Genomic DNA, 22,392 nt, shown 5'->3' with positions numbered 1-22,392 from the left:
ACAGGCATCGGCGGCCATATGCCGAGAACGATGGAGGACATCATGTCACCCCGGCTCGACGCCTCGCATACCCAGAGGGCGACGTCGACACTCCTTCCGGACAGTCCCGAGGGCGCGTCTTACGCCGCCTCCCCGCCGGAGGCCGACGGGCTCGCCGGCCTTCCGGAGATCCCTCCGTACGCGGAGGTGGGGCCGGTTGACGCACGGGCCCTGTCCAAGACCCTCTTCGAGCGGCTGGAGTCCCTCGAGGAAGGCACGTACGAGTACTCGTACGTGCGCAACACCCTGGTCGAACTCAATCTCGCCCTGGTCAAGTTCGCCGCCTCCCGGTTCCGCTCCCGCAGTGAGCCGATGGAGGACATCATCCAGGTCGGCACCATCGGCCTGATCAAGGCGATCGACCGCTTCGAACTGAGTCGTGGCGTTGAGTTCCCGACTTTCGCGATGCCAACCATCGTCGGGGAGATCAAGCGGTTCTTCCGTGACACCAGCTGGTCCGTGCGCGTTCCGCGCCGGCTCCAGGAACTCCGCCTCGACCTGGCCAAGGCGGGCGACGAACTCGCCCAGCAGCTCGACCGTGCCCCGACGGTGGGCGAGCTGGCCGAGCGCCTCGGCATCACCAAGGACGAGGTCGTCGAGGGCATGGCCGCCTCGAACGCCTACACCGCCAGTTCGCTGGACGCGCAGCCCGAGGAGGACGACTCCGAGGGTGCGCTCGCGGACCGCCTCGGCTACGAGGACCACGGGCTCGAGGGCATCGAGTACGTGGAGTCCCTGAAGCCGCTGATCGCCGAACTGTCCTCCCGGGACCGCAAGATCCTGTCCCTGCGCTTCGTCGCCGGACTGACCCAGTCGGAGATCGGCGAGGAACTGGGTATCTCCCAGATGCACGTCTCCCGGCTGCTGTCGCGGACCCTGGTCCGGCTGCGGAAGGGCCTGACGGTCGAGGAGTGAGTGCCCGACGTCGTCGGCCGCGCCCGGCTCCCTCCCGACGGGAGCCGGGCGCGGCCGTGTGTCGTCTCCCCCGTGCGTCGTCCGCCGTCCGAAGTCCGCCGTCCGCCGTCCGCCGTCCGCCGTCCGCCGTCTGTCGTGACGAGAATCACGCCGCGGGGCGGATGCCGGGTCAGACCGTGCGGACTCCGCGCCGCCACACCTGCGACACCAGCGGGACCCCCGGCCGGTAGGCGAGGTGGACATGGCTCGGCGCGTCGAGCATCGCCAGGTCGGCGTACGCGCCCGGGGTGAGGCGTCCGACGTCGTCCCGTCGCAGGGCCCTGGCGCCGCCCGCCGTGGCCGACCAGAGGGCCTCGTCCGGGGTCATCCCCATGTCCCGTACGGCGAGGGCGATGCAGAACGGGACCGAGGACGTGAAGGACGAGCCCGGGTTGCAGTCCGTGGACAGGGCGACCGTCGCTCCCGCGTCCAGCAGGCGGCGGGCGTCCGGCCACTGCGCGCGGGTGGAGAACTCGGCGCCGGGCAGCAGGGTGGCCACGGTCGCACTGTTGGCCAGGGCGTCGACGTCGTCGTCCGTGAGGTGCGTGCAGTGGTCCGCGGACGCCGCGTCGAGCTCCACGGCCAGCTGGACTCCGGGGCCGTACGTCAGCTGGTTGGCGTGGATGCGGGGGTGCAGGCCCTTCGCCCGGCCCGCGGTGAGGATCGCGCGGGCCTGGTCGCCGTCGAAGGCGCCCTTCTCGCAGAACACGTCGATCCAGCGGGCGTGCGGCGCGCAGGCGTCGAGCATCTCCCCGGTGACGAGGGCCACGTACCCGGCGGGGTCGTCGGCGTGGTCCGGCGGGACGATGTGCGCGCCGAGGTAGGTGACCTCGTCGGTGTGGCGGGCGGCCAGGCGCAGGGCGCGGGACTCGTCCTCGACGGTGAGGCCGTAGCCGGACTTGGTCTCGAAGGTGGTGGTGCCCTGGCGGAGCGCCTCGTGCAGATGCCGGGTGAGGTTGCGCTCCAGGTCCTCGTCGCTCGCGGCCCGGGTCGCCGCGACCGTCGTGCGGATGCCGCCCGCGCTGTACGGCCTGCCGGACATGCGGGCGTTGAACTCCTCGGTGCGGTCGCCCGCGAAGACGAGGTGCGAGTGGGAGTCCACGAAGCCCGGGATCACCGCCCGGCCCCCGGCCTCGACCCGATTGTCAGTGGCGGGTGCTTCTCTTGACTCACCGATCCACGCAATGCGGTCGCCTTCGATGACGACGGCCGCGTCCTGGACCAGACCGAGTGGGGATCCGTCGCCGAGGGAGGGATCGTTGGTGACCAGACGGGCGATGTCGGTGATGACGGTCGTGCTGCTCATGGTGTCCTCGTGGGCCTTGTCGGCCGTGTCGGCGGCGGTGGCCGCGGTGTCGGCTGCGGTGGCCGGGCGGCCGGCGGAAGTGGCGGGGGTCAGGCGCGCAGGGCGTCGACGGCCGAGGCGAGCGCCGCGGGCACGTCGGGTACGAGGGTGTGCGCCCCGTCCCGCACGACCTGCCGGCCGGCCACGACCGTGTGGCGTACGTCGGCCGCCGTCCCCGCGAATACGGCGGTCTCGGCGCCGAGCCGCGGCAGCGGTCCCGCCGTTCTGACCGAGTCGAGCGCGATCGTCGTGAAGTCGGCGAGCGCGCCGGCCTCCAGGGTGCCCGCCTCGTCCCAGCCGAGGGCCGCGTGACCGTCCGCAGAGGCGGCCCGCAGCAGCGCGGCGGCCGTCCAGTGGCCGCGGGTGCGGGTGCGCAGCCGTTCGTTCAGCTCCAGGGCGCGGGCCTCTTCGAGCAGGTCGATCACGGCGTGGCTGTCGGAGCCCAGCGACAGGGGCGAGCCGGCCTGCTGGAGGGCGACGGCGGGGCCGATGCCGTCGGCGAGGTCCCGCTCGGTCGTCGGGCACATGCAGGTGCCGGTTCCCGAGCCGCCGAGCAGGGCGATGTCCTCGTCCGTGAGGTGCGTGCTGTGGACGCCGGTCGTGCGGGGGCCGAGGACTCCGTGGTCGGCGAGCAGCCGGGTGGGCGTGCAGCCGTGGGCTTCCTTGCAGGCGTCGTTCTCCGCCGTCTGCTCGGACAGGTGCACGTGCAGCGGGGCCCGCCGCTCCCCCGCCCAGCGCGCCACGGTCGCCAACTGCCCGGCGGGCACCGCCCGTACGGAGTGGATCGCCGCTCCGATCCGTGCGTGATCCCGGTCCTTGAGAACTGCACAGCGTTCCGCCCAGGCCTCGGCCGTGCCGTCGGAGAAGCGCAGCTGGTGGCGGTTCGGGGGCTGCCCGAAGCCGGCCGAGAGGTACGCGGTGTCGAGGAGGGTGATGCGGATGCCGGCGTCGCCCGCGGCGGCGACGAGCGCCTCGCCCATGGCGTTGGGGTCGGCGTAGGGGGTGCCGCCGGGGGCGTGGTGGACGTAGTGGAACTCTCCGACGGCCGTGATCCCGGCGAGCGCCATCTCGGCGTACACGGCGCGGGCGAGGGCGTGGTAGGTGTCCGGGGTCAGCCGGTCGGCGACGGAGTACATGACCTCGCGCCAGGTCCAGAAGGTGCCGGAGCCGACCTGGACGGTGCCGCGCAGGGCCCGGTGGAAGGCGTGCGAGTGGGCGTTCGCGAGGCCGGGCAGGGTGAGGCCGCGGAGGATCTCGGCGCCGGGCGGCGGGGCGGCGGTGTCCGTGCGGACGGCGGTGATCCGTCCGCCGGCGACCTCGACGGCGACGCCCGGCTCGACGTGGGTGTCGAGCCAGGCGTGCTCCAGCCAGTACGTCTGCGTCACCTGCGGGCCAGCCCTTCGAGTACGTCGGCGAGTGCGGTCACCCCGGCCTCGCAGTCGTCCTCGGCGGCGTGCTCGGCCGGGGAGTGCGAGACACCGGTGGGGTTGCGCACGAACAGCATGGCGGTCGGGATCCTCCCGGAGAGGATTCCGGCGTCGTGTCCCGCGCCGGTCCCCAGCACGGGGACCCGGATGCCCGTGTCCCGGTCCTTGCCCAGGATGCGGGCGAGCTCGTCCCGCAGGGCGTGCTCGAACTCGACGACGGGCGTGAAGGACTCGCGGACGACGTCGAGTGCGATGCCGTGCGCCTCCGCGTACTCCCGGGCGGCCTTCTCGATGCCGGTGACGACGGTGTCGAGGGCCGACTGGTCGGCGGCGCGGGAGTCGAGCCAGCCGCGGACGAGGGACGGGATGGCGTTCACGCCGTTCGGTTCGACGGCGATCTTGCCGAACGTGGCGACGGCGCCCGCGAGTTCGGCCTCGCGGCGGGCCGCGAGCACGGTCTGCGCGTATGGCAGCATCGGGTCCCGGCGGTCGGCCAGGCGGGTGGTGCCCGCGTGGTTGGCCTCGCCCCGGAAGTCGAAGCGCCAGCGGCCGTGCGGCCAGATGGCGCTGGCGATGCCCACCCGGTCGCCGCTCAGGTCGAGGGCGCGTCCCTGCTCGACGTGCAGTTCGACGAAGGCACCGATGCGCGCGAGGCGCTCCGGGTCCGGGCCGATGGCGTCCGGGTCGTACCCGGCCCGCTCCATGGCCCGCGGCAGGGTGACGCCGTCCGCGTCGGTGAGCCGGTGCGCCTGCTCGACGGTGAGCTCGCCGGCGGTGAGCCGGGATCCGACGCAGGCGAGTCCGAAGCGGGCGCCCTCCTCGTCACCGAAGTTGACGACGGCGAGCGGCTTGGCGAGTTCCGTTCCCCGGCTGCGGAGTTCGTCCAGGGCCGCGAAGGAGGAGACGACTCCGAGGGGCCCGTCGAAGGCGCCTCCGTCGGGCACCGAGTCCAGGTGCGAGCCGGTGACGACGGCGTCGCCCGCGGTGGGGTCGCCGAGCCACGCCCACTGGTTGCCGTTGCGGTCCAGCTCGTAGGTGAGTCCGCGCGCCTCGGCCTGGGCGCGGAACCAGGCGCGGCAGTCGGCGTCGGCCCCGGTCCAGGCGAAGCGACGGTAGCCGCCGGAGGCGGAGCTGCGGCCGATCGGCAGCAGCTCCGCCCACATGCTGTGGAAGGTCACGCCAGGTCACCCTCACGCATCGGGACCCGCACACCGCGCTCGTCGGCCACGGTCTCCGCGATGTCGTACCCGGCGTCCACGTGCCGGACGACGCCCATGCCGGGGTCGTTGGTGAGGACGCGGCGGATCTTCTCGCCGGCGAGCTTGGTGCCGTCGGCGACGGAGACCTGTCCGGCGTGGATGGAGCGGCCCATGCCGACGCCGCCGCCGTGGTGGATGGAGACCCAGGAGGCGCCCGACGCCACGTTCACCATGGCGTTCAGCAGCGGCCAGTCGGCGATCGCGTCGGAGCCGTCGAGCATGGCCTCGGTCTCGCGGTACGGGGAGGCGACGGAACCGCAGTCGAGGTGGTCGCGGCCGATGGCGAGCGGGGCGGCCAGTTCGCCGGAGGCCACCATGTCGTTGAAGCGCTCGCCGGCCCGGTCGCGTTCGCCGTAGCCGAGCCAGCAGATGCGGGCGGGCAGTCCCTGGAAGTGGACGCGCTCGCCGGCCAGCTTGATCCAGCGGTGCAGCGACTCGTTCTCCGGGAAGAGGTCGAGCATCGCCTTGTCGGTCTTGGCGATGTCGGACGCCTCGCCGGACAGGGCGGCCCAGCGGAAGGGGCCCTTGCCCTCGCAGAACAGGGGGCGGATGTAGGCGGGGACGAAACCGGGGAAGGCGAACGCGCGGTCGTACCCGGCGAGCCGGGCCTCGCCGCGGATGGAGTTGCCGTAGTCGAAGACCTCGGCGCCGGCGTCCATGAAGCCGACCATGGCCTCGACGTGCCGGGCCATGGACTCGCGGGCGCGGGTGGTGAAGCCGGCCGGGTCCTTCGCCGCGTAGGCCGCCATGTCGTCGAAGTCGACGCCGGCCGGGAGGTAGGACAGCGGGTCGTGGGCCGAGGTCTGGTCGGTGACGATGTCGACGGGCGCGCCCTCGGCGAGCATGCGGGGGAGCAGGTCGGCCGCGTTGCCGAGCAGGCCGATGGACAGGGGGCGGCGGGCGTCGCGGGCCTCGGTGGCCAGCTGGAGGGCGTGCTCCAGGGAGTCGGCCCGCACGTCCAGGTAGCGGTGCTCGATGCGGCGCTCGATGGCGCGGGGGTCGCAGTCGATGCAGATCGCGACGCCGTCGTTCATCGTGACGGCGAGCGGCTGGGCGCCGCCCATGCCGCCGAGTCCGGCGGTGAGGGTGATCGTGCCGGCCAGGGTGCCGCCGAACTTCTTCGCGGCGACGGCGGCGAAGGTCTCGTAGGTGCCCTGGAGGATGCCCTGGGTGCCGATGTAGATCCACGAACCGGCCGTCATCTGCCCGTACATGGTCAGCCCGAGCTGTTCCAGGCGGCGGAACTCCTCCCAGTTCGCCCAGTCGCCGACCAGGTTGGAGTTGGCGATCAGGACGCGCGGGGCCCACTCGTGGGTCTGCATGACGCCGACGGGGCGGCCGGACTGGACGAGCATCGTCTCGTCCTGCTTCAGGGTCCGCAGCGTGCGCACCATGGCGTCGAAGGAGCGCCAGTCGCGGGCGGCCTTGCCGGTGCCTCCGTAGACGACGAGCTTGTCGGGGTGCTCGGCGACCTCGGGGTCCAGGTTGTTCTGCAGCATCCGCAGCGCGGCTTCCTGCTGCCATCCCAGGGCGCTCAGTTCCGTGCCGCGCGGCGCTCGTACGGGGCGTGGTCCTGACATGGTCTGCCTCCTGGTGGGCTGCTGCGCGCGGCTGCGGCATGCGGGTTATTGCACTCGTTATTCACATCCTGGACTCATGAATAGAGCTAGTCAATACGCTCGTACGCCAGCGCGGGCGCGCCGTCGGTGTTTGGCTGGGAAGCATGGGCGCGCACAGGGACACCGCGGGAGACCCGGCGGGCGAGAGGGCGGGCGGGGCCGCACTCCCCCAGGCCGGTGCGCCGGACGGGCCGGACGCGGACCGGGTCGCGCGGCGCCACGCAGCCGTGCAGGCCGCCGTGGAGCAGGGACTCCTCGGGCCCGCCGCCCCGCTCGCGGCACTCCTCGACGTCACCGGGATCCGGGCCTCCGCGCGAGCACTGCGGGCCGCCTTCGACGCGGTGACGCCTCCCGGCACCCCGGTGCTGCACGCCTTCGCGGTGAAGGCGACCCCGCTCGTGCCGGTGCTGCGGCTGCTGCACGAGGCGGGCATCGGTGCCGAGGTGGCGAGCCCGGGAGAGCTCGCGCTCGCCCGCGCCGCAGGGGTGCCGCCGGCCCGCACCGTCCTGGACTCCCCCGCCAAGACAGCGGCCGAGCTGCGGGAGGCACTGGCCCTCGGCATCGCCGTCAACGCCGACAACCCGCAGGAGCTGGCGCGCATCGACGGCCTGGTGCGCTCCGCCGTCACCCGCTCACCCGTAGGACTCCGGGTGAACCCCCAGGTCGGCGGGGGTTCCATCGAGGCGCTGTCGACCGCGACGGCGACCTCCAAGTTCGGCGTCGCGCTGCGGGACGAAGGAGCCCGCGCCTGGATCGTCCGGGCGTACCTGGACCGGCCCTGGCTGACGCGGCTGCACGCGCACTCCGGATCGCAGGGCGTCCCGCTCTCGCTGATGGCCCGGGGCGTGGCCGAGACGTACGCGCTCGCCGAGGAGATCAACGGGCGGGCCGGACGCCGGCAGATCGACACCCTCGACATCGGCGGCGGACTGCCGGTGAACTTCGGCTCGGACGTCACGACGCCGACGTACGCGCAGTACGCGCGGCTGCTCGCCGAGGCCGTCCCCGGTCTGTTCGCCGGGCGCTACGGACTGGTCACCGAGTTCGGGCGGTCACTGCTCGCCAAGCACGGCACGGTGCTCGCGCGGGTCGAGTACACGAAGAGCGCCGGGGGCAGGTCCATCGCGGTCACCCACGCCGGGGTGCAGATCGCGGCGCGCACGGTCTACGCGCCCGCCTCCTGGCCGCTGCGGATCGCCGCTCATGACGCGGAGGGGCGGCCCAAGGCCGGGCCCGACGTGGTGCAGGACATCGCGGGTCCCGCCTGTTTCGCGGGCGACCTGCTCGCCGAGGGACGCCTGCTGCCACGGCTCGAACCGGGCGATCACGCCGCGGTGCTGGACACCGGCGCCTACTGCTTCGCCCACCACTACGCGTACAACTCCCTGGCGCGTCCGGGGATCTACGGCTTCGCACCGGACGGGGACGGCGGGGTGCGCTTCGCGGTCGTACGGGAGCCGCAGACGCCCGCCGAGATCGTCGCGGAGTCGGGCGGGGCCCACACCTCGGCGCTGACCGCGCTCTAGCCGACCGGCGATCGGCGACCGTGCGGGAGCGCAGGACCGGCGACCGTGCGGGAGCGCAGCTCAGCCCCCTCACCGCGCCCGCTCGGCCATGGTCAACTCGCAGCCGAACGAGGCCAGTTGACCCACCTTAGTCATTCCGCGCATGTTCCACTGGAAAATGCCGGAACCCTCACCCGTAGCGCACACGTTGCGTAGCCTCGGCGTCACTCATCCGACCCGAGGGGGAGGGGACACGGGGTGCCAGGGATCGACGAGTGCCTGTTGGAAGCCATGCGACTGCCCGGTGCGCGAGGCGCCGCGGTGGTCGACTGGACCAGCGGTCTGGCGCTGGGCACCGTCGGTGACGCACCGGGTGGCGACCACGAGACGACCGCGGCGGAGGCGGCCGAGCTGGCCCGGCTCGCCGCGGAACACCACGCGTTCGCCCCGGCTGACGGCTCCGACTGGTCCGAGGCGGAGCCGCCGGTCGAGGACCTGATCATCAGCAACCGCGACAGCTACCACGTCCTGCGGTTCGTGCGGACGACGTTCGACAGCAGCGTCTTCCTGCACCTGTGGCTGGGCCGCGAGGAGGGCAACCTCGCGCTCGCCCGGATCAGACTCGGCGAGATGGCCGGACGGCTGGTGCTGGGATGACCACGGCAGGAACACCCACCGCACCCACCGCACCGCCGCTCCCCGTGCGGGACGCCGGGCCGGAGTCCCGCGGCCGGGACCGGCACCCCGGCCCGGCCGGCGCCCTGTCGCCCATGCTCAGCCGGCTCGCCGAGGAGCGGGCGACCGGTGTCCTCATGCGCGAGTGCGGCACGCTCTACCTCTGCGACGGGCAGGTGGTGCACGCCGAGAGCCCGGCGACCCCGGGTCTCGACGTGCTGCTCACCGTCCCCGGCACCCTGCACACCGACGTCTGGCACCAGGCGGTCTCCGAGGCCGGGGCCCGGCGCCGGGTGGGACGGTTCCTGGTCGACAGCGGCCGGATAGCCGAGGGCGCGCTGGAGCTGTGCCACCTCGGGGCGCTGTACGACGCCGCGTACTTCGTGCTCGGCCCGAGCAGCGCCCCCGCTCGCTTCCGGTACGGGGCGGCGCACTGGCTCGGCTCGCTGCGCCCGGTCCCGGTGGCCGCGCTGGAGCGCGAGACGCTGCGCCGCCGCGAGCTACTGCACCGCATCTGGCCCGACCCCGCGACGGACACGGCACCCCTCGTCCGCTCCTGGGGCGCCACGTCCTCGCTCACCCCGCGCCGCCGTGCCGTACTCGGCCGGGTGAACGGCGTACGCACCGCGGCGGACATCTCGCTCGCCCTGGGCCGTCCCGCGTTCCACACCCTGGTCGACCTGCGCCGGCTGGCGGCCGACGGAGCCGTGGCGACGGCACGCGCCCCGGAGCGGGCACCGTCCGCCGCCGTGGCCGCCGTGCTCGACCAGACGTCCGACGACCCGGACGTCGCCCTGCTGCGCCGGCTCAGAGACGCCCTGGAGGCCCTGTGATCCGCGCGCTCCGACAGCGTGCCGAAAGGAGACTGCTGATGGCCGCGGAGGCCGAAGTCCTCGACGAGATCCATCGGCTGAGGGCACGAGTGCCCCAGGTGACCGGCGCGCTCGCGGCCAGCGTCGACGGCCTCGTGCTCGCCCACGACACCCCGGGAGTGGAACCGGAGGGCGTGGCCGCGCTCACCGCGGCGTCACTGGGCGTCGCCCTGCGGCTGACGGACGCCACCGGCCAGGGCGACTTCCGCGAACTGCTCGTCCGCGGTGTGTACGGCTATGTGGCGACGTACGCCGCCGGCACCTCGGCCGTGCTGACGCTGCTGGCCCAGGACCGGGTCAACGTCGGCCGGCTGCACCTGGAAGGGCGGCGCGCCGGGACACGCATCGGCGAGCTCGTGGACGCCGCGACGGCGCGCGGCGAGCCGGCCGCCCCCTCCCGGACCCCCGCGAAGCCGGCCGTCCGGCCCGTCGTCCCGCGCACCCGGACGCCGCGTGCCTCGGCCCTCACCGACCCGCCTGCGGCCCGGGCGCCCGCCGAGCAGGCGCTGCCGGTCAGGACCCCGACCACCAAGACCCCGACCACCACCGAAAGTTGAAGGGAAGCGCAGCACCATGGCCAACACGGACACCGCACTGAAAGAGGCGCTCGCCTCCATCGAAGGCGCCACCGGCGCCGCCCTCGTCGACTACACCACCGGCATGGCGCTGGGCACGATCGGCGGCAGCAAGGGGTTCGACCTCACCGTCGCCGCGGCCGGGAACACCGATGTCGTCCGCGCCAAGCTCCGCACCATGGAGCACCTCGGCCTCAAGGGCGAGATCGAGGACATCCTGATCACCCTGAGCGACCAGTACCACCTGATCCGCCTGATGCAGGGACGCGGCGGCAACGGGCTCTTCCTGTATCTCGTCCTCGACTCCAAACGGTCCAACCTCGCGATGGCCCGCCACCAGTTGAAGAAGATCGAGACCGAGCTGGAGGTGTAGGGCGCCTACACCAGAGCGTCGACGCGGCGGCGCGCCCCGCCCGGGGCCGCGTCGCCCGCGGCGATGCCCGTGCCGCGGTAGGACCTGACGGCCTTGCCCGCGGGCGCGCCGGCCCGCGGGCCGAGCCAGTCGACACGCACCCACAACAGGGCGTCACCGTCCCGTTCGAGACGGCCGAGCCAGGCGGCCTTCAGCCGCAGGCCGGCGCCGGTCCCGGCCAGCAGCAGACCGCCCGCCGCGGGCACCGCGAACGAGCTGCCGAGCGCGGCGAGGAAGGCGAGCAGCAGCCACCAGCGGTGCCCCCGGCGCCAGTTGCGGACGGACACGGCCCGGTCCTGGAGCACGTCGTGCTTGCCCGCGCGGGCGGCGGAACGGGACAGTTCCGCGTACCGCCCCCTGCGCACGTACGCCACCACGGCCGCCGCGACGATGAAGAGCACCGCCCCGGCCATGACCCCGATACGGCGGCCGGTCACTCCGGGCGGCAGCAGGCCGACGCCCGCCGCCGCAGCTCCCGCCCACCACAGCGGTGCGGCCCCGGCCCTCACGACGACCGCCACCCGTGCCAGCCCCTGCCCTCCGCGTGCCACGTCCCGCCTCCTGTCTCGGCCTTTTTTCGGAGGTGCAGATTAGCGAGTGAAGGTGAGACGAGTCTGAGAAACGCGGGTCCTTCCGGAGGACTTCCCGGGGCCACCGCGGGGAGCCCCTACTCCACGAACAGCCCCCGTGCGGCGGCCCGCGCGTCGAACTCCTCCAGCCGCGCCTGCGCGTCGGGCAGGCCGTCGCACATCGCCTCCAGCAGGACCCGGCCGAGGAGCATCGGGGCGCAGGCCGTGTCGAAGGCGAGGCCGGTGCCGACGGCGGCGGGCAGCAGCAGGTCCGACACCTTCGCGACGGGCGCGAAGGCCGAGTCCGCGACGGTGACGACGGTCAGCCCGGCCGCCTTCGCGTACGCGAGAGAGTCGACCACCTCGCGCGGATGCCGGGGCAGCGCGAAGCACAGCAGCGCCGTGGCACCCGCGTGCACGGCGGCGTCGACCCGGTCGTGGAGCATGGTGCCGCCCTCGTGCAGCAGCCGCACGTCGGGGTGGACCTTCGCGGCGAAGTACGCGAAGCCGTACGCCTGGGAGGCGGCGGCCCGCAGACCGAGCACCGGCAGCGGCCGGGACGCGGCGAGCAGCCGGCCCGCGCGCTCCACCGGACGCGGGTCCGCCAGCACCTCCGCGAGGTGTTTCAGGTTCTCGATCTCGGCCTCGACGGCCTGCTGGTACTCGTTGTACGAGGCGGTGTCGGCGACCGGTTCCGCGGGGGCGACCTCCCGCAGGTGCCTGCGCAGCGCGGGATAGCCGTCGAAGCCGAGCGCGACCGCGAAGCGCGTGACGGACGGCTGGCTGACGCCGGCGAGTTCGGCGAGTTCGACGCTCGACAGGAACGGCACGTCCGCGGCGCGCCGCACCATGCTGTGCGCGATGCGCCGCTGGGTCGGTGTCAGCCGGTGCCCCTCGAAGAGCGCCTGCAGCCGCGCGGCCGGGCTGTCGGTCACGCCCATGACGTGGTCCCCCTCCAATGTCCGTGAACCGGTCGAGCGGTGCGGCCGACGGCTCCTCGACGCCACGGGAGAGTACAGCGTGGCCGGGCGGGGGCCTATGCAGACAGTAGGAACTCTGCATGACGATATACAGGCCGGGCAAGCGGCGCCCCGTGGCCCGTCGTCCGGTGCGGGGTGGAGGGCAGCGCGAAAGGGGGGCTAACCCCAGTGCCACAAGGACGTCCGCTCCCTAGCGTGGACCTCATGACGGGTATGGACGCCGGCGAAGCCGACCTCAAGAAGGAACTCGACGCCACGCTGCGGGCGCGCAGGGAACTGGGCGAGGAGTACGAGCCGGCTCTCGTCGACTCGTTCCTGGAGAAGATCGAGCAGCGCCTCGACGGGACGGTGGAGCGCCGGGTGCGCCGACACCTCGCGGAACAGCAGATGGTGGTGGCCCGGGGCGCCCGCTCGCCGCAGTCGCCGGACTCCTGGGGCGAGCGCTTCGGGTTCGGGATCGTCTCGCTCGTGCTGGCGGTCCCGCTGTCGGCCATCGGCGGCGGTGTCGCGCATCTGCCGGGCCTGATGGTCGCCTGGGCGGGGATCGTGGGCGTCAACGCGGTGCAGGTCCTGCGCCACACGCTGCCGTTGCGCCGGGACCGGGACAAGCCGTCCTCGGAGTGGGAGGACTGAGCCCAGGGGACCTCGGGACCTTCCCGCGGATCTCCCGCGCACAGGACTGTGCGCGGGGACCGCCGCACCCCCGTTGCCGGGGGGCGGGACGACGGCGGTCCCCGCGGGGGACGCGGGCCGGGTCAGGGCCGGGCTTGCGCGTCCGTGGCGTCCATGGAGGCCCGGGAGCCGCTCCGGTTGTCCTTGACGCCGTTCCGGTGCCGGCCGGGGCGGGGAACCTCCCCCCGTGCGTAGCGCCCGGGAGGTGTTTCCTTCGCCCTTGCCGACATCCACCAATGTGCCGGACCCGTGTTAAGCGGGTGCTGCGTGAACGTGTCGCGCTCGTACCACTTCCGCGAAGTTCCCCGCCCGGGCGACCGGAAGATTCCCTCCCACCGGGGCACTTCAGGCGATTTCCGGCGCTCCGCGCGGGGCTCGCGCGGAACCTCTACTGCCTGGTGCCGCCCTTGGCGAGGAAGGACAGCAGGTCCTGACGGCTGACGACCCCGGTCGGCTTGCCCTCGACCAGCACGATCGCCGCGTCGGCGGTGCCGAGCACGGACATCAGGTCCCCGACCGGCTCGCCCGAGCCGACCTGCGGCAGCGGCGCCGACATGTGCTTCTCCAGCGGGTCCTCCAGCGAGGCCCGCTTGGTGAACAGTGCGTCCAGCAGCTCCCGTTCGACCACGGAGCCCACGACCTCGGCCGCCATGACGTCCGGGTGGCCCGCGCCGGGCTTCACGATCGGCATCTGCGAGACGCCGTATTCGCGCAGCACCTCGATGGCCTCGCCGACCGTCTCGTCCGGGTGCATGTGGACGAGCGAGGGGATGGAACCGCCGGCCTTGTCGCTGAGCACGTCGGCGACGCGGGCGCTCGGCCCCGAGTCCTCGAGGAAGCCGTAGTCGGCCATCCACTCGTCATTGAAGATCTTGCTGAGGTATCCGCGTCCGCTGTCCGGCAGCAGCACCACCACGACGTCGTCCGGGCCGAGCCGCTCGGCGACGCGCAGCGCGGCGACGACGGCCATCCCGCAGGAGCCGCCGACCAGCAGCCCCTCCTCCTTGGCCAGGCGGCGGGTCATCTGGAAGGAGTCCTTGTCGGACACGGCGACGATCTCGTCGGCGACGGTCCGGTCGTACGCGGTCGGCCAGAAGTCCTCACCCACGCCCTCGACGAGGTACGGCCGTCCCGACCCGCCGGAGTACACGGACCCCTCGGGGTCGGCGCCCACGACCCGGACCCGCCCGTCACTGGCGTCCTTCAGGTACCGGCCGGTCCCGGAGATGGTGCCGCCCGTGCCCACACCGGTCACGAAGTGGGTGATCCGCCCCTCAGTCTGCTCCCACAGCTCGGGGCCGGTGGAGTGATAGTGCGAGAGCGGGTTGTGCGGGTTCGAGTACTGGTCGGGCTTCCAGGCACCGGGCGTCTCCCGGACGAGCCGGTCGGAGACGTTGTAGTACGAGTCGGGGTGCTCGGGGTCCACCGCCGTCGGGCAGACGACGACCTCGGCGCCGTAGGCCCGCAGCACGTTGATCTTGTCGGTGCTCACCTTGTCGGGGCACACGAAGATGCACTTGTACCCCTTCTGCTGCGCCACGATGGCGAGCCCGACACCGGTGTTTCCGCTGGTCGGCTCGACGATGGTGCCGCCGGGCTTGAGTGCGCCGCTCTCCTCCGCGGCCTCGATCATGCGCAGCGCGATGCGGTCCTTCACGGAGCCGCCGGGGTTGAAGTACTCAACCTTGGCCAGGACCGTCGCCTGAATGCCCGCTGTCACGTTGTTGAGCCTCACCAGCGGGGTGTTGCCGACGAGACTGATCATCGAGTCGTGGAATTGCACCGTTGTCTCCGGAGCTGTGTATCTGAGGAATGGTCCTGTCAGCCTAAGGCCCCACGTGGGACGGGGGCGGAGAGTCGTCCCCGGAAGGTGCCGTACCCGCGGTTGAGATTGGCCGACCTGCTCCACGGGGCAAGCAGTGGGTGTACGGCTACGAGGAGGTGGCGGCTACGCATGTCGAGTCTGTCGAGGGCAAGGGTCGCCCGGCGCATCGCGGCGGGTGCGGCGTACGGCGGCGGCGGGATCGGTCTGGTGGGCGCGGCCGCGGTCGGCGTCGTGCTGGCCGAGCTGCGGCTGGCAAAGCGCCAGGTGGGGAACGGGAGCCCGTACGCGCCCCGGGCGGACGGGCTGTACGGACACGCGTACGCCGGTTCCGACGAGCCGCCGCTTCGGCTGACCGTACTGGGTGACTCCACGGCCGCCGGCCAGGGCGTGCACCGCGCCCGGCAGACCCCGGGAGCCCTGCTGGCCGCCGGCCTCGCGGCGGTGGCCGAGCGTCCGGTCGAACTCAGCAACGTGGCGCTGCCCGGCGCCCAGTCGGACGATCTCGACCGGCAGGTGGCTCTCACCCTCGCGGATCCCGCCCGGGTGCCCGACGTGTGCGTGATCATGATCGGCGCGAACGACGTGACGCACCGGATGCCGCCCACGCGCTCGGTCCGTCACCTGGCCTCGGCGGTACGGCGGCTGCGGACCGCGGGTGCGGAGGTGGTCGTCGGCACCTGCCCCGACCTGGGCACCATCGAGCCGGTCCAGCAGCCGCTGCGCTGGCTGGCCCGGCGGGTCTCGCGGCAACTGGCGGCGGCCCAGACCATCGGCACGGTCGAGCAGGGCGGGCGCACGGTGTCGCTGGGCGACCTGCTGGGCCCCGAGTTCGAGGAGAACCCGCGGGAGCTGTTCGGCCCCGACAACTACCACCCCTCGGCGGAGGGCTACGCCACGGCGGCGATGGCGGTCCTTCCCACGGTCTGCGCCGCGCTCGGCCTGTGGCCGGCGGACGAGGAGCGGCCGGACGTCTCGCGCCGCGAGGGCTTCCTGCCGGTGGCGCGGGCCGCCGCGGAGGCGGCGTCCGAGCCGGGTACGGAGGTCACGGCCGCGATGCCCACGGGGCCGCGCGGTCCCTGGGCCCTCCTCAAACGCCGCCGCCGCCGGCGCCTCCCCACCACGGACACGACAACAACCCCGGCCCCCCTCAACTAGCCCCGGGGGCGACCCGAGGGGGCAGCCGAGGGGACGGAGTTCAGCCCCTCCGGCGCCTGCAGAGCGGGGCCCGCCCCCGCCCCCCATCGCGCTGACGCGCTCGTCCTCAAACGCCGGACGGGCTGAATCTGCCCGGCGCCGGAGAAAATTCAGCCCCTCCGGCGTGGCCCGGACGGAGACCCGAGGCGGGCGCCCCGGGGGAAGAAAATCCGGCCCCTCCGGCGCTTGAGGAGCGGGGTCCGGGGCGGAGCCCCCACGAGGCCCTGGCCCGGAGACCCGAGGCGGGCGCCCCGGGGGAAGAAAATCCAGCCCCTCCGGCGTTTGAGGAGCGGGGTCCGGGGCGGAGCCCCGAGGCGGTGCCCTCACGGGGGCCGGGTCCGGGGCAGAGCCCCGATGCGGGCGCCCCCACGGGCCGCACTGGTCAAGGCGCCCCCGCCAGAAAAAAGCAAGCGCTTAGAAAAGTGCGGCCTGAGTCACACCCCCACACCCGTGACCGGGCCGGTACGTACGGGTAACTTCCGAGACAGCCCTGCCCCACCCCCGCTCGCCCAATGGAGCCGTGATGCCAGAAGCCGTGATCGTCTCAGCCGCCCGCTCCCCGATCGGCCGCGCCTTCAAGGGCTCCCTGAAGGACGTACGCCCCGACGACCTGACCGCCACGATCATCGAGGCCGCCCTCGCCAAGGTCCCCGAGCTGGACCCGCGGGACATCGACGACCTGATGCTCGGCTGCGGTCTGCCCGGCGGCGAGCAGGGCCACAACATGGGCCGTATCGTCGCCGTGCAGATGGGCATGGACCACCTGCCGGGCTGCACCGTCACCCGCTACTGTTCCTCCTCGCTGCAGACCTCCCGCATGGCCCTGCACGCCATCAAGGCCGGTGAGGGCGACGTCTTCATCTCGGCCGGTGTCGAGATGGTCTCCCGCAGCACCAAGGGCAACAGCGACAGCCTCCCCGACACCCACAACCCCCTTTTCGCCGAGGCGGAGGCCCGCACCGCGGCCGTCGCACAGAGCGAGGGCGCGTCCTGGCACGACCCGCGCGAGGACGGCGTACTGCCCGACGCGTACATCGCGATGGGCCAGACCGCCGAGAACCTGGCCCGCGTCAAGGGCGTCACCCGCCAGGACATGGACGAATTCGGCGTCCGCTCGCAGAACCTCGCCGAGGAAGCCATCAAGAACGGCTTCTGGGAGCGCGAGATCACCCCGGTCACGACGCCCGACGGCACGGTCGTCGCCAAGGACGACGGCCCCCGCGCCGGCGTCACACTGGACGGCGTCCAGGGCCTGAAGCCGGTCTTCCGCCCCGACGGCCTGGTCACCGCCGCCAACTGCTGCCCCCTGAACGACGGTGCCGCCGCGCTCGTCATCATGAGCGACACCAAGGCCCGCGAGCTGGGCCTGACCCCGCTCGCCCGCATCGTGTCGACCGGCGTCACCGGCCTCTCCCCCGAGATCATGGGCCTCGGCCCGGTGGAGGCGTCGAAGCAGGCCCTCAAGCGCGCGGGGCTGAGCGTCGACGACATCGACCTGTTCGAGATCAACGAGGCCTTCGCGGCCCAGGTGATCCCTTCGTACCGCGACCTGAACATCCCTCTGGAGAAGCTGAACGTGAACGGCGGCGCCATCGCCGTCGGCCACCCCTTCGGCATGACGGGCGCCCGCATCACGGGCACGCTCATCAACAGCCTCCAGTTCCACGACAAGCAGTTCGGCCTGGAGACCATGTGCGTGGGCGGCGGCCAGGGCATGGCGATGGTCATCGAGCGCCTCAGCTAGGCCGCCCTGCCCGAGGCCGTCCGCTCCGCGCGGACGGATCCGGCCCGTCCGTCCCGCGCGGACCGGAGCGCGTAATTCCATATCTGTCACGGCATTTGAACACAGCGTGACGAATCGGCCCGGAGCCCCCGGAAACCCCGGGGACTCCGGGCCGATCCGTGACCCAATCTCCCCCAGGATGTGACCTATCTCGCCCCAGCGGATATTTCCGCAGGTCAGAGCCGTTTTGCTGGGAGACGTAGGACCCAAAGTCCTGTCCCTTTCGTGACGTTACGCACTGACAGCTGGTCAGTCCACCCTTCAAGCTGTTGTAGGAAGTCGGGGGTCGACTTTGAACCGGGAGTACGTCAGTGAGCACCATGCCTCTAGCCCTGCTGCTCACCACGGCCGCATCAGCCGCCGTGGGCGTCGCCGTCCTGCGTGCCGTGCACGGGCTGCGCGGGCAGGTGCGGGCCCTGCACACCGAACTCGCCGAGAGCCGCGCCGAGGCCGTACGCGGTCTGGTGCCCGCCGCCCGCCCGGCCGCCGACACCGAGGACATACGTGCCGCGGTCGCCGAGGCGCTCGCCGAGGAGCGGGAGCGGGAGCTGGCCGAGGCGCGCGCGTTCTGGGCCGCCCAGGAGGCGCGCGACGTCTCCGACGGGCCCATGCTGCTGGGCCTGCCCGACAGCGAGCTGTTCCTGCCGCGTCAGTCGGACTTCGCCGGTCTCGAGCACCTGGAGCCGGTCACCGAGCCGGGCCTGGACGTCGACGAGTTCGCCGGGGAGTCCCCGGAACTGGCCGCGGCCCGCCGCCGCCACCCCTCGCACCCGGACTTCGTGCCGGTCCAGTCACCCGTCGTCAACGATCACGAGCGCACGGTGGCGTGTCTCGAGGAGCTCGCGGAGTCCCGCACCGAACTGGCCGACGTCCGCCCGGGCCCGCTGGGCACGCTCGACGTCTACGTCTTCGCGGACGGGACCACGCTGTGCATGACCCCGGGCCACCGCGAGACCGCGGAGCGCCTGGCCGCGGCCCTGCGCGCCGGCCGCACCCCGGTGCTGCTGGGCGGCTCCGGCGTCTCGGGCGCGTACGCCCTGACGTTCGAGTGCGGCGAGGAGAACGTCTACATCCTCGCGGACCGCGTCATAGCGTCCCTCTAGGCCCCACACCACCGCCACGTCCCACGCGTCGCGTCGGAGCCGACCCCCCGGGTCAGACTCCGGCGCGCTTCTGTGCCTCCTCGACGAGCGTCATCGCTTCCGCCAGCTCCGCCTCGTCCGTCAGGGCGAGCGCCAGGTCGTGCCCGGCCACGGTGATCTGGTCGGCCGCGGCGAACATGCCCACGTCCGGCATCTCCCGGGGCTCGGCGGCGGGATCCTCCAGCCGCTGCGCACGCCGGGCCAGCTCTCTGGCCACGCCCAGCGCCTCGGCCGCCGCACCCCGCTGCAGGCGGCTCTGCGGCGCGGCCCGCAACCGGTCGGCGAAGTGGTCCACGGCTCGGGTCAACGGCGTCGTATCAAGCACGCCGCGAGACTACGCGCCGCGACGGGACTGTTGCCAACGCCCGGACGCTCAGGCACGGTGGCGTGAAGGACCGGCCTACATCCCAGCGTCCGGAGGCGCCGATGTCCCAAGTCTTCTCCGATGAGACCCATCGCAACCTGCTCGCCCGAATCCCCCACTGCACCGGTCGTGAGATCTCCGACTGGCTTCGCACCGTCGACGAGGGCCCCGCCCTCTTCCGCTTCGAGGAGAAGGTCAGCTGGCTCCGCGCGGAACACGATCTCGCGTACGGCCACGCCAAGGCGATCATTCACGAGTACGACCTGAGAAGGGCGGCGCGCAAACTCCTCTGAGCGCGCACCAGCGGAACGGCACCGCCCGCATACGGCGAAGGGCCCGCGAACCGGAGTTCGCGGGCCCTTCGGGTCCGCCGGCGGACCGGCGGGCACGGCTTCGAGGGCCGTACTAGTCGCTGCTGCTGAAGATGGCGACCAGCCGCAGCATCTCGACGTAGATCCACACGAGGGTCATGGTCAGGCCGAACGCGGCCAGCCAGGCCTCCTCGCGGGGAGCGCCGTACGCGATGCCGTCCTCGATCTGCTTGAAGTCGAGCGTCAGGAAGAACGCGCCGAGGATGATCGCGATGATGCCTACGATCACGCCGAGCGGGCCCGTGCTGCGCAGTCCGCCGTCCTCGGCGACACCGAAGACGACCAGCAGCAGATTGACCGCCATGACCAGGACGAACGCGATGGCGATGGCCATGCCGATGCGCGCGTACCGCGCGGTGACCCGGATCCAGCCCGCCCGGTAGACGAGCAGGGTCGCGCCGGAGACCGCCATGGTGCCGAGCACCGCCTGGAAGGGCGCGCCCGACCACTGGCTGTTGTACATCTCGCTGATGACCCCGAGGAAGACACCCTCGAAGGCGGCATAGCCGAGGATCAGCGCGGGCGAGGCCTTGCGCTTGAAGGACTGCACCATCGCCAGGACGAAGGCGATGAGCGCGGAGCCGATCGCCAGGCCGAAGCTGCTGCTCGTCACCGGCAGCAGCGCCCAGGCGAGGACGGCGCCGACGGCGACCGTGCCGAGCGTCATGGCCGAGCGCATGACGACGTCGTCCATCGTCATCCGGCCCGCGGAGACGGGCGCCTGCGGCGGCGCACCGTGCTGAAGGTCCTGCTGGGCGTACGGGTTCTGCGCGTAGGGGTTGCCGCCCTGCTGGGCGTACGGGTTGCCCTGGGCGTACGGGTTGCCCTGCGTGCCGACAGCTGCTCCCCCGGCCTGCGGCGCGGTGTTGAAGCCCGCGTGGCCGTTGTCGCGGCTGAACCCCCGTCGCGAGAAGACCGGGTTGCTGCTCCTCATTTCACTCCTCCATGGCCACGGTGTGGGCCTTGGCTCAAGAGTAATAGGTAGGCAAAGGAAAGAACCTACTGCTTGGGGAGGATCTTTCCCTCGTCCTCGTGCGCAACACGCTACGCGGGCGGGTGATTCCCGGCGCGCCTGGGGCGGTTCACTCGAACGGGAACCCGGTGTACGCCTCGGCCAGGTCCGCCTCGGCGGCCCGCGAGTCGGCGATCCGGCGCAGCCGGGCCAGCTGGATGCGGTCCTCGAAGGGCGTGGCGCCGGGGGCGCGGTGCAGCAGGGTCGTCATGTCGTACGAGAACCACTCGGCCTGCCACACGCGGCGCAGGCACGTCTCGGAGTACGCGTCGAGCCGTTCGGCCGATCCGGTGGCCCGCCGGTGGACCAGCGCACGGGCGAAGGTGACGACGTCCCCGACCGCGAGGTTCAGCCCCTTCGCGCCGGTGGGGGGGCACGATGTGCGCCGCGTCGCCGGCGAGGAACAGCCGGCCGTGCCGCATGGGCTCGTGGACGAAGCTGCGCATCGGGGTCACCGACTTCGCGGTGACGGGGCCCCGCTCCAGCCGCCAGTCGTCGTCGGTCTCCAAGCGCCGCTCCAGCTCGTCCCAGATGTCCTCGTCGCGCCAGGTCCCGGCGTCCGTGCCCTCGGGCACCTGGAGGTAGAGGCGGGAGACGGCCGGCGACCGCATGCTGAGCAGGGCGAAACCCCGGTCGTGACGGGCGTACACGAGCTCGTCGTGCGAGGGGGGCACGTCGGCGAGGACGCCGAGCCAGCCGAAGGGGTAGGTCCGCTCGAAGACCCGGGAGAGCCCGGCGGGGACCGCCTTGCGGGCGACGCCCCAGAAGCCGTCGCAGCCGACGACGTAGTCGCACTCCAGGACGTCCTCGCGCCCCTGGTGACGGAAGCGCACGCGCGGGTGCTCGCTGTCCGCGTCCTCGACGGCCAGTGCCTCGGCGTCGAAGAGCAGTGGTCCGCCCTCCTCCAGCTGAAGCGCGATGAGGTCCTTGCACACCTCGGTCTGCGCGTACACCATCACCGAGCTGCCGCCGGTGAGCGCGGGGAAGTCGACGCGGTGGCGCTCGCGGGCGAAGCGCAGTTCGATGCCGTCGTGCCGCAGTCCCTGGCGGTCCATGCGCTCCCCGGCCCCGGCGGCGCGCAGCACGTCGACCGTGCCCTGCTCCAGGATTCCGGCCCGCTGCCGCTGCTCCACGTAGGCGCGGTCGCGGCTCTCCAGGACGACCGAGTCGATGCCCGCGTTGTGCAGCAGGCGCGCCAGCAGTAGTCCGGCCGGTCCGGCCCCGATGATCCCGACGGTGGTCCGCATCGGCCCGCCCCCTTCGCGCTCGCCCTGCTCTGTCTGTCTGTCTACGGTCGCCGACCACGGTTCGCGGGGTGAAATTTTCTTCACTAGTCTCTTGGTGAGTCTCTACCGAGCCGCGGCAGCTGTCAATGGGGCGGCCGGGAGCGCTCAGCCGTCTACGGCGCCCCGCAACACGCACGCGACGCACCGCATGCCCGCACGCTACTCACGTTCCCAGCAGGCGTGGCACTCACCGAGTACCGGAAGTGGAAGCGGCACTTCGACTCGTCGAAAACCTCCGCATCTTCCCGCATCCGCCCGCATCCTCGCGCCTGGCGTCGGGGTAGTGCCGATGTAAGTCGCGGCGGCTGGCTGGGGTCGTTTCTCGTCTCCATGGGGCCTATGGCACCCGCGACGGCTCCCCCAGGCACGAAAGTCTGCCGCTCCCTTGCTCGAGGCGTCGACAAAAGCCCGCTCGTCCTTGCCGTCGGACCAGCAGTGGCCCTTGTCGTACGGCAGCAACCGCCCGGTACCGGCGGCGCCGGTCACGGCCGCGGAAAGTTCCTCAGCAGCAT

The 22,392-nt window shown here is 72.6% G+C and carries 20 protein-coding genes and 1 pseudogene; 11 read left to right on the top strand and 10 right to left on the bottom strand.

Annotated features, from left to right (window positions below):
• The first annotated feature begins 30 nt into the window (after positions 1-30).
• The gene (locus AC0ZLC_RS30515) at positions 31-954 is read left to right on the top strand and encodes an RNA polymerase sigma factor SigF (RefSeq protein WP_476755172.1); all 924 of its coding nucleotides are present in this window, start codon (positions 31-33) and stop codon (positions 952-954) included.
• Positions 955-1,123: 169 nt separating this feature from the next.
• Here the strand turns inward: AC0ZLC_RS30515 and hutI are convergent, their stop codons facing one another.
• From hutI to hutU, 4 genes are all read right to left on the bottom strand, one after another.
• Positions 1,124-2,299 (bottom strand): imidazolonepropionase, encoded by a 1,176-nt coding sequence (hutI, locus tag AC0ZLC_RS30510; protein WP_476755171.1) that lies wholly within the window; start codon positions 2,297-2,299, stop codon positions 1,124-1,126.
• Positions 2,300-2,388: 89 nt separating this feature from the next.
• Complete coding sequence (locus AC0ZLC_RS30505) at positions 2,389-3,723, bottom strand: formimidoylglutamate deiminase (protein WP_476755170.1); 1,335 nt, start codon at positions 3,721-3,723, stop codon at positions 2,389-2,391.
• The gene (locus AC0ZLC_RS30500) at positions 3,720-4,943 is read right to left on the bottom strand and encodes an allantoate amidohydrolase (protein ID WP_476755169.1); all 1,224 of its coding nucleotides are present in this window, start codon (positions 4,941-4,943) and stop codon (positions 3,720-3,722) included. The genes AC0ZLC_RS30505 and AC0ZLC_RS30500 overlap by 4 nt, the downstream gene beginning before the upstream one ends.
• Positions 4,940-6,604, bottom strand: coding sequence for a urocanate hydratase (gene hutU, locus AC0ZLC_RS30495; protein ID WP_476755168.1), 1,665 nt, complete (start codon positions 6,602-6,604; stop codon positions 4,940-4,942). The genes AC0ZLC_RS30500 and hutU overlap by 4 nt, the downstream gene beginning before the upstream one ends.
• Before the next feature lie 143 nt (positions 6,605-6,747).
• On the opposite strand from hutU, the gene AC0ZLC_RS30490 reads away from it, so the two are divergent.
• The 5 genes from AC0ZLC_RS30490 to AC0ZLC_RS30470 all read left to right on the top strand — a co-directional run bounded on the left by AC0ZLC_RS30490 (position 6,748) and on the right by AC0ZLC_RS30470 (position 10,643).
• Positions 6,748-8,169, top strand: a complete 1,422-nt coding sequence (locus tag AC0ZLC_RS30490) for a type III PLP-dependent enzyme domain-containing protein (RefSeq protein ID WP_476755167.1) — start codon at positions 6,748-6,750, stop codon at positions 8,167-8,169.
• A gap of 237 nt (positions 8,170-8,406) precedes the next feature.
• Positions 8,407-8,805 carry a hypothetical protein gene (locus AC0ZLC_RS30485; RefSeq protein ID WP_476755166.1) on the top strand — a complete coding sequence of 133 codons (399 nt, stop codon included), beginning with the start codon at positions 8,407-8,409 and terminating at the stop codon, positions 8,803-8,805.
• Between the two features lie 113 nt (positions 8,806-8,918).
• On the top strand, positions 8,919-9,656 hold the full coding sequence (locus AC0ZLC_RS30480; RefSeq protein ID WP_476755211.1) for a transcriptional regulator: 738 nt from the start codon (positions 8,919-8,921) through the stop codon (positions 9,654-9,656).
• Positions 9,657-9,694: 38 nt separating this feature from the next.
• Positions 9,695-10,252: a roadblock/LC7 domain-containing protein gene (locus AC0ZLC_RS30475; RefSeq protein WP_476755165.1), complete on the top strand. Its 558-nt coding sequence runs from the start codon at positions 9,695-9,697 to the stop codon at positions 10,250-10,252.
• A 16-nt stretch (positions 10,253-10,268) separates the two neighbouring features.
• A complete protein-coding gene (locus tag AC0ZLC_RS30470; protein WP_476755164.1) occupies positions 10,269-10,643 on the top strand; it encodes a roadblock/LC7 domain-containing protein in 375 nt (124 codons plus the stop codon).
• A gap of 5 nt (positions 10,644-10,648) precedes the next feature.
• Here the strand turns inward: AC0ZLC_RS30470 and AC0ZLC_RS30465 are convergent, their stop codons facing one another.
• Together AC0ZLC_RS30465 and AC0ZLC_RS30460 are read right to left on the bottom strand one after the other, a co-directional pair.
• Positions 10,649-11,233, bottom strand: a complete 585-nt coding sequence (locus AC0ZLC_RS30465) for a hypothetical protein (RefSeq protein ID WP_476755163.1) — start codon at positions 11,231-11,233, stop codon at positions 10,649-10,651.
• 116 nt (positions 11,234-11,349) lie between these two features.
• Entirely contained in the window at positions 11,350-12,192 is an 843-nt protein-coding gene (locus tag AC0ZLC_RS30460) for a MurR/RpiR family transcriptional regulator (protein ID WP_476755162.1), read from the bottom strand.
• A gap of 243 nt (positions 12,193-12,435) precedes the next feature.
• Here AC0ZLC_RS30460 and AC0ZLC_RS30455 point away from each other — a divergent pair, with 243 nt between their 5' ends.
• The gene (locus tag AC0ZLC_RS30455; RefSeq protein WP_476755161.1) at positions 12,436-12,864 is read left to right on the top strand and encodes a hypothetical protein; all 429 of its coding nucleotides are present in this window, start codon (positions 12,436-12,438) and stop codon (positions 12,862-12,864) included.
• A gap of 427 nt (positions 12,865-13,291) precedes the next feature.
• Here the strand turns inward: AC0ZLC_RS30455 and AC0ZLC_RS30450 are convergent, their stop codons facing one another.
• Positions 13,292-14,686 (bottom strand): cystathionine beta-synthase, encoded by a 1,395-nt coding sequence (locus AC0ZLC_RS30450; protein WP_476755160.1) that lies wholly within the window; start codon positions 14,684-14,686, stop codon positions 13,292-13,294.
• A gap of 171 nt (positions 14,687-14,857) precedes the next feature.
• Here AC0ZLC_RS30450 and AC0ZLC_RS30445 point away from each other — a divergent pair, with 171 nt between their 5' ends.
• The 3 genes from AC0ZLC_RS30445 (at position 14,858) to AC0ZLC_RS30435 (ending at position 18,808) form a co-directional block, all read left to right on the top strand.
• A complete protein-coding gene (locus AC0ZLC_RS30445) occupies positions 14,858-15,883 on the top strand; it encodes an SGNH/GDSL hydrolase family protein (RefSeq protein WP_476755159.1) in 1,026 nt (341 codons plus the stop codon).
• Positions 15,884-16,445: 562 nt separating this feature from the next.
• A complete protein-coding gene (locus AC0ZLC_RS30440) occupies positions 16,446-17,666 on the top strand; it encodes an acetyl-CoA C-acetyltransferase (RefSeq protein WP_476755158.1) in 1,221 nt (406 codons plus the stop codon).
• 359 nt (positions 17,667-18,025) lie between these two features.
• Positions 18,026-18,808 carry a hypothetical protein gene (locus tag AC0ZLC_RS30435; RefSeq protein ID WP_476755210.1) on the top strand — a complete coding sequence of 261 codons (783 nt, stop codon included), beginning with the start codon at positions 18,026-18,028 and terminating at the stop codon, positions 18,806-18,808.
• A 52-nt stretch (positions 18,809-18,860) separates the two neighbouring features.
• On the opposite strand, the gene AC0ZLC_RS30430 is transcribed toward AC0ZLC_RS30435, so the two are convergent.
• The gene (locus AC0ZLC_RS30430) at positions 18,861-19,172 is read right to left on the bottom strand and encodes a hypothetical protein (protein ID WP_358855384.1); all 312 of its coding nucleotides are present in this window, start codon (positions 19,170-19,172) and stop codon (positions 18,861-18,863) included.
• A gap of 101 nt (positions 19,173-19,273) precedes the next feature.
• Here AC0ZLC_RS30430 and AC0ZLC_RS30425 point away from each other — a divergent pair, with 101 nt between their 5' ends.
• Positions 19,274-19,504, top strand: coding sequence for a DUF4287 domain-containing protein (locus AC0ZLC_RS30425; RefSeq protein WP_358855383.1), 231 nt, complete (start codon positions 19,274-19,276; stop codon positions 19,502-19,504).
• A 112-nt stretch (positions 19,505-19,616) separates the two neighbouring features.
• Here AC0ZLC_RS30425 and AC0ZLC_RS30420 read toward each other — a convergent pair whose 3' ends face one another.
• Both AC0ZLC_RS30420 and AC0ZLC_RS30415 read right to left on the bottom strand, forming a co-directional pair.
• Entirely contained in the window at positions 19,617-20,516 is a 900-nt protein-coding gene (locus AC0ZLC_RS30420; RefSeq protein ID WP_476755157.1) for a Bax inhibitor-1/YccA family protein, read from the bottom strand.
• 148 nt (positions 20,517-20,664) lie between these two features.
• Positions 20,665-21,841, bottom strand: a pseudogene (locus AC0ZLC_RS30415) (4-hydroxybenzoate 3-monooxygenase).
• Positions 21,842-22,392: the final 551 nt, after the last annotated feature.

The organism is Streptomyces sp. GLSS-08 (genome assembly GCF_056387915.1).
This window is presented reverse-complemented; position numbering and strand designations above follow the sequence as displayed.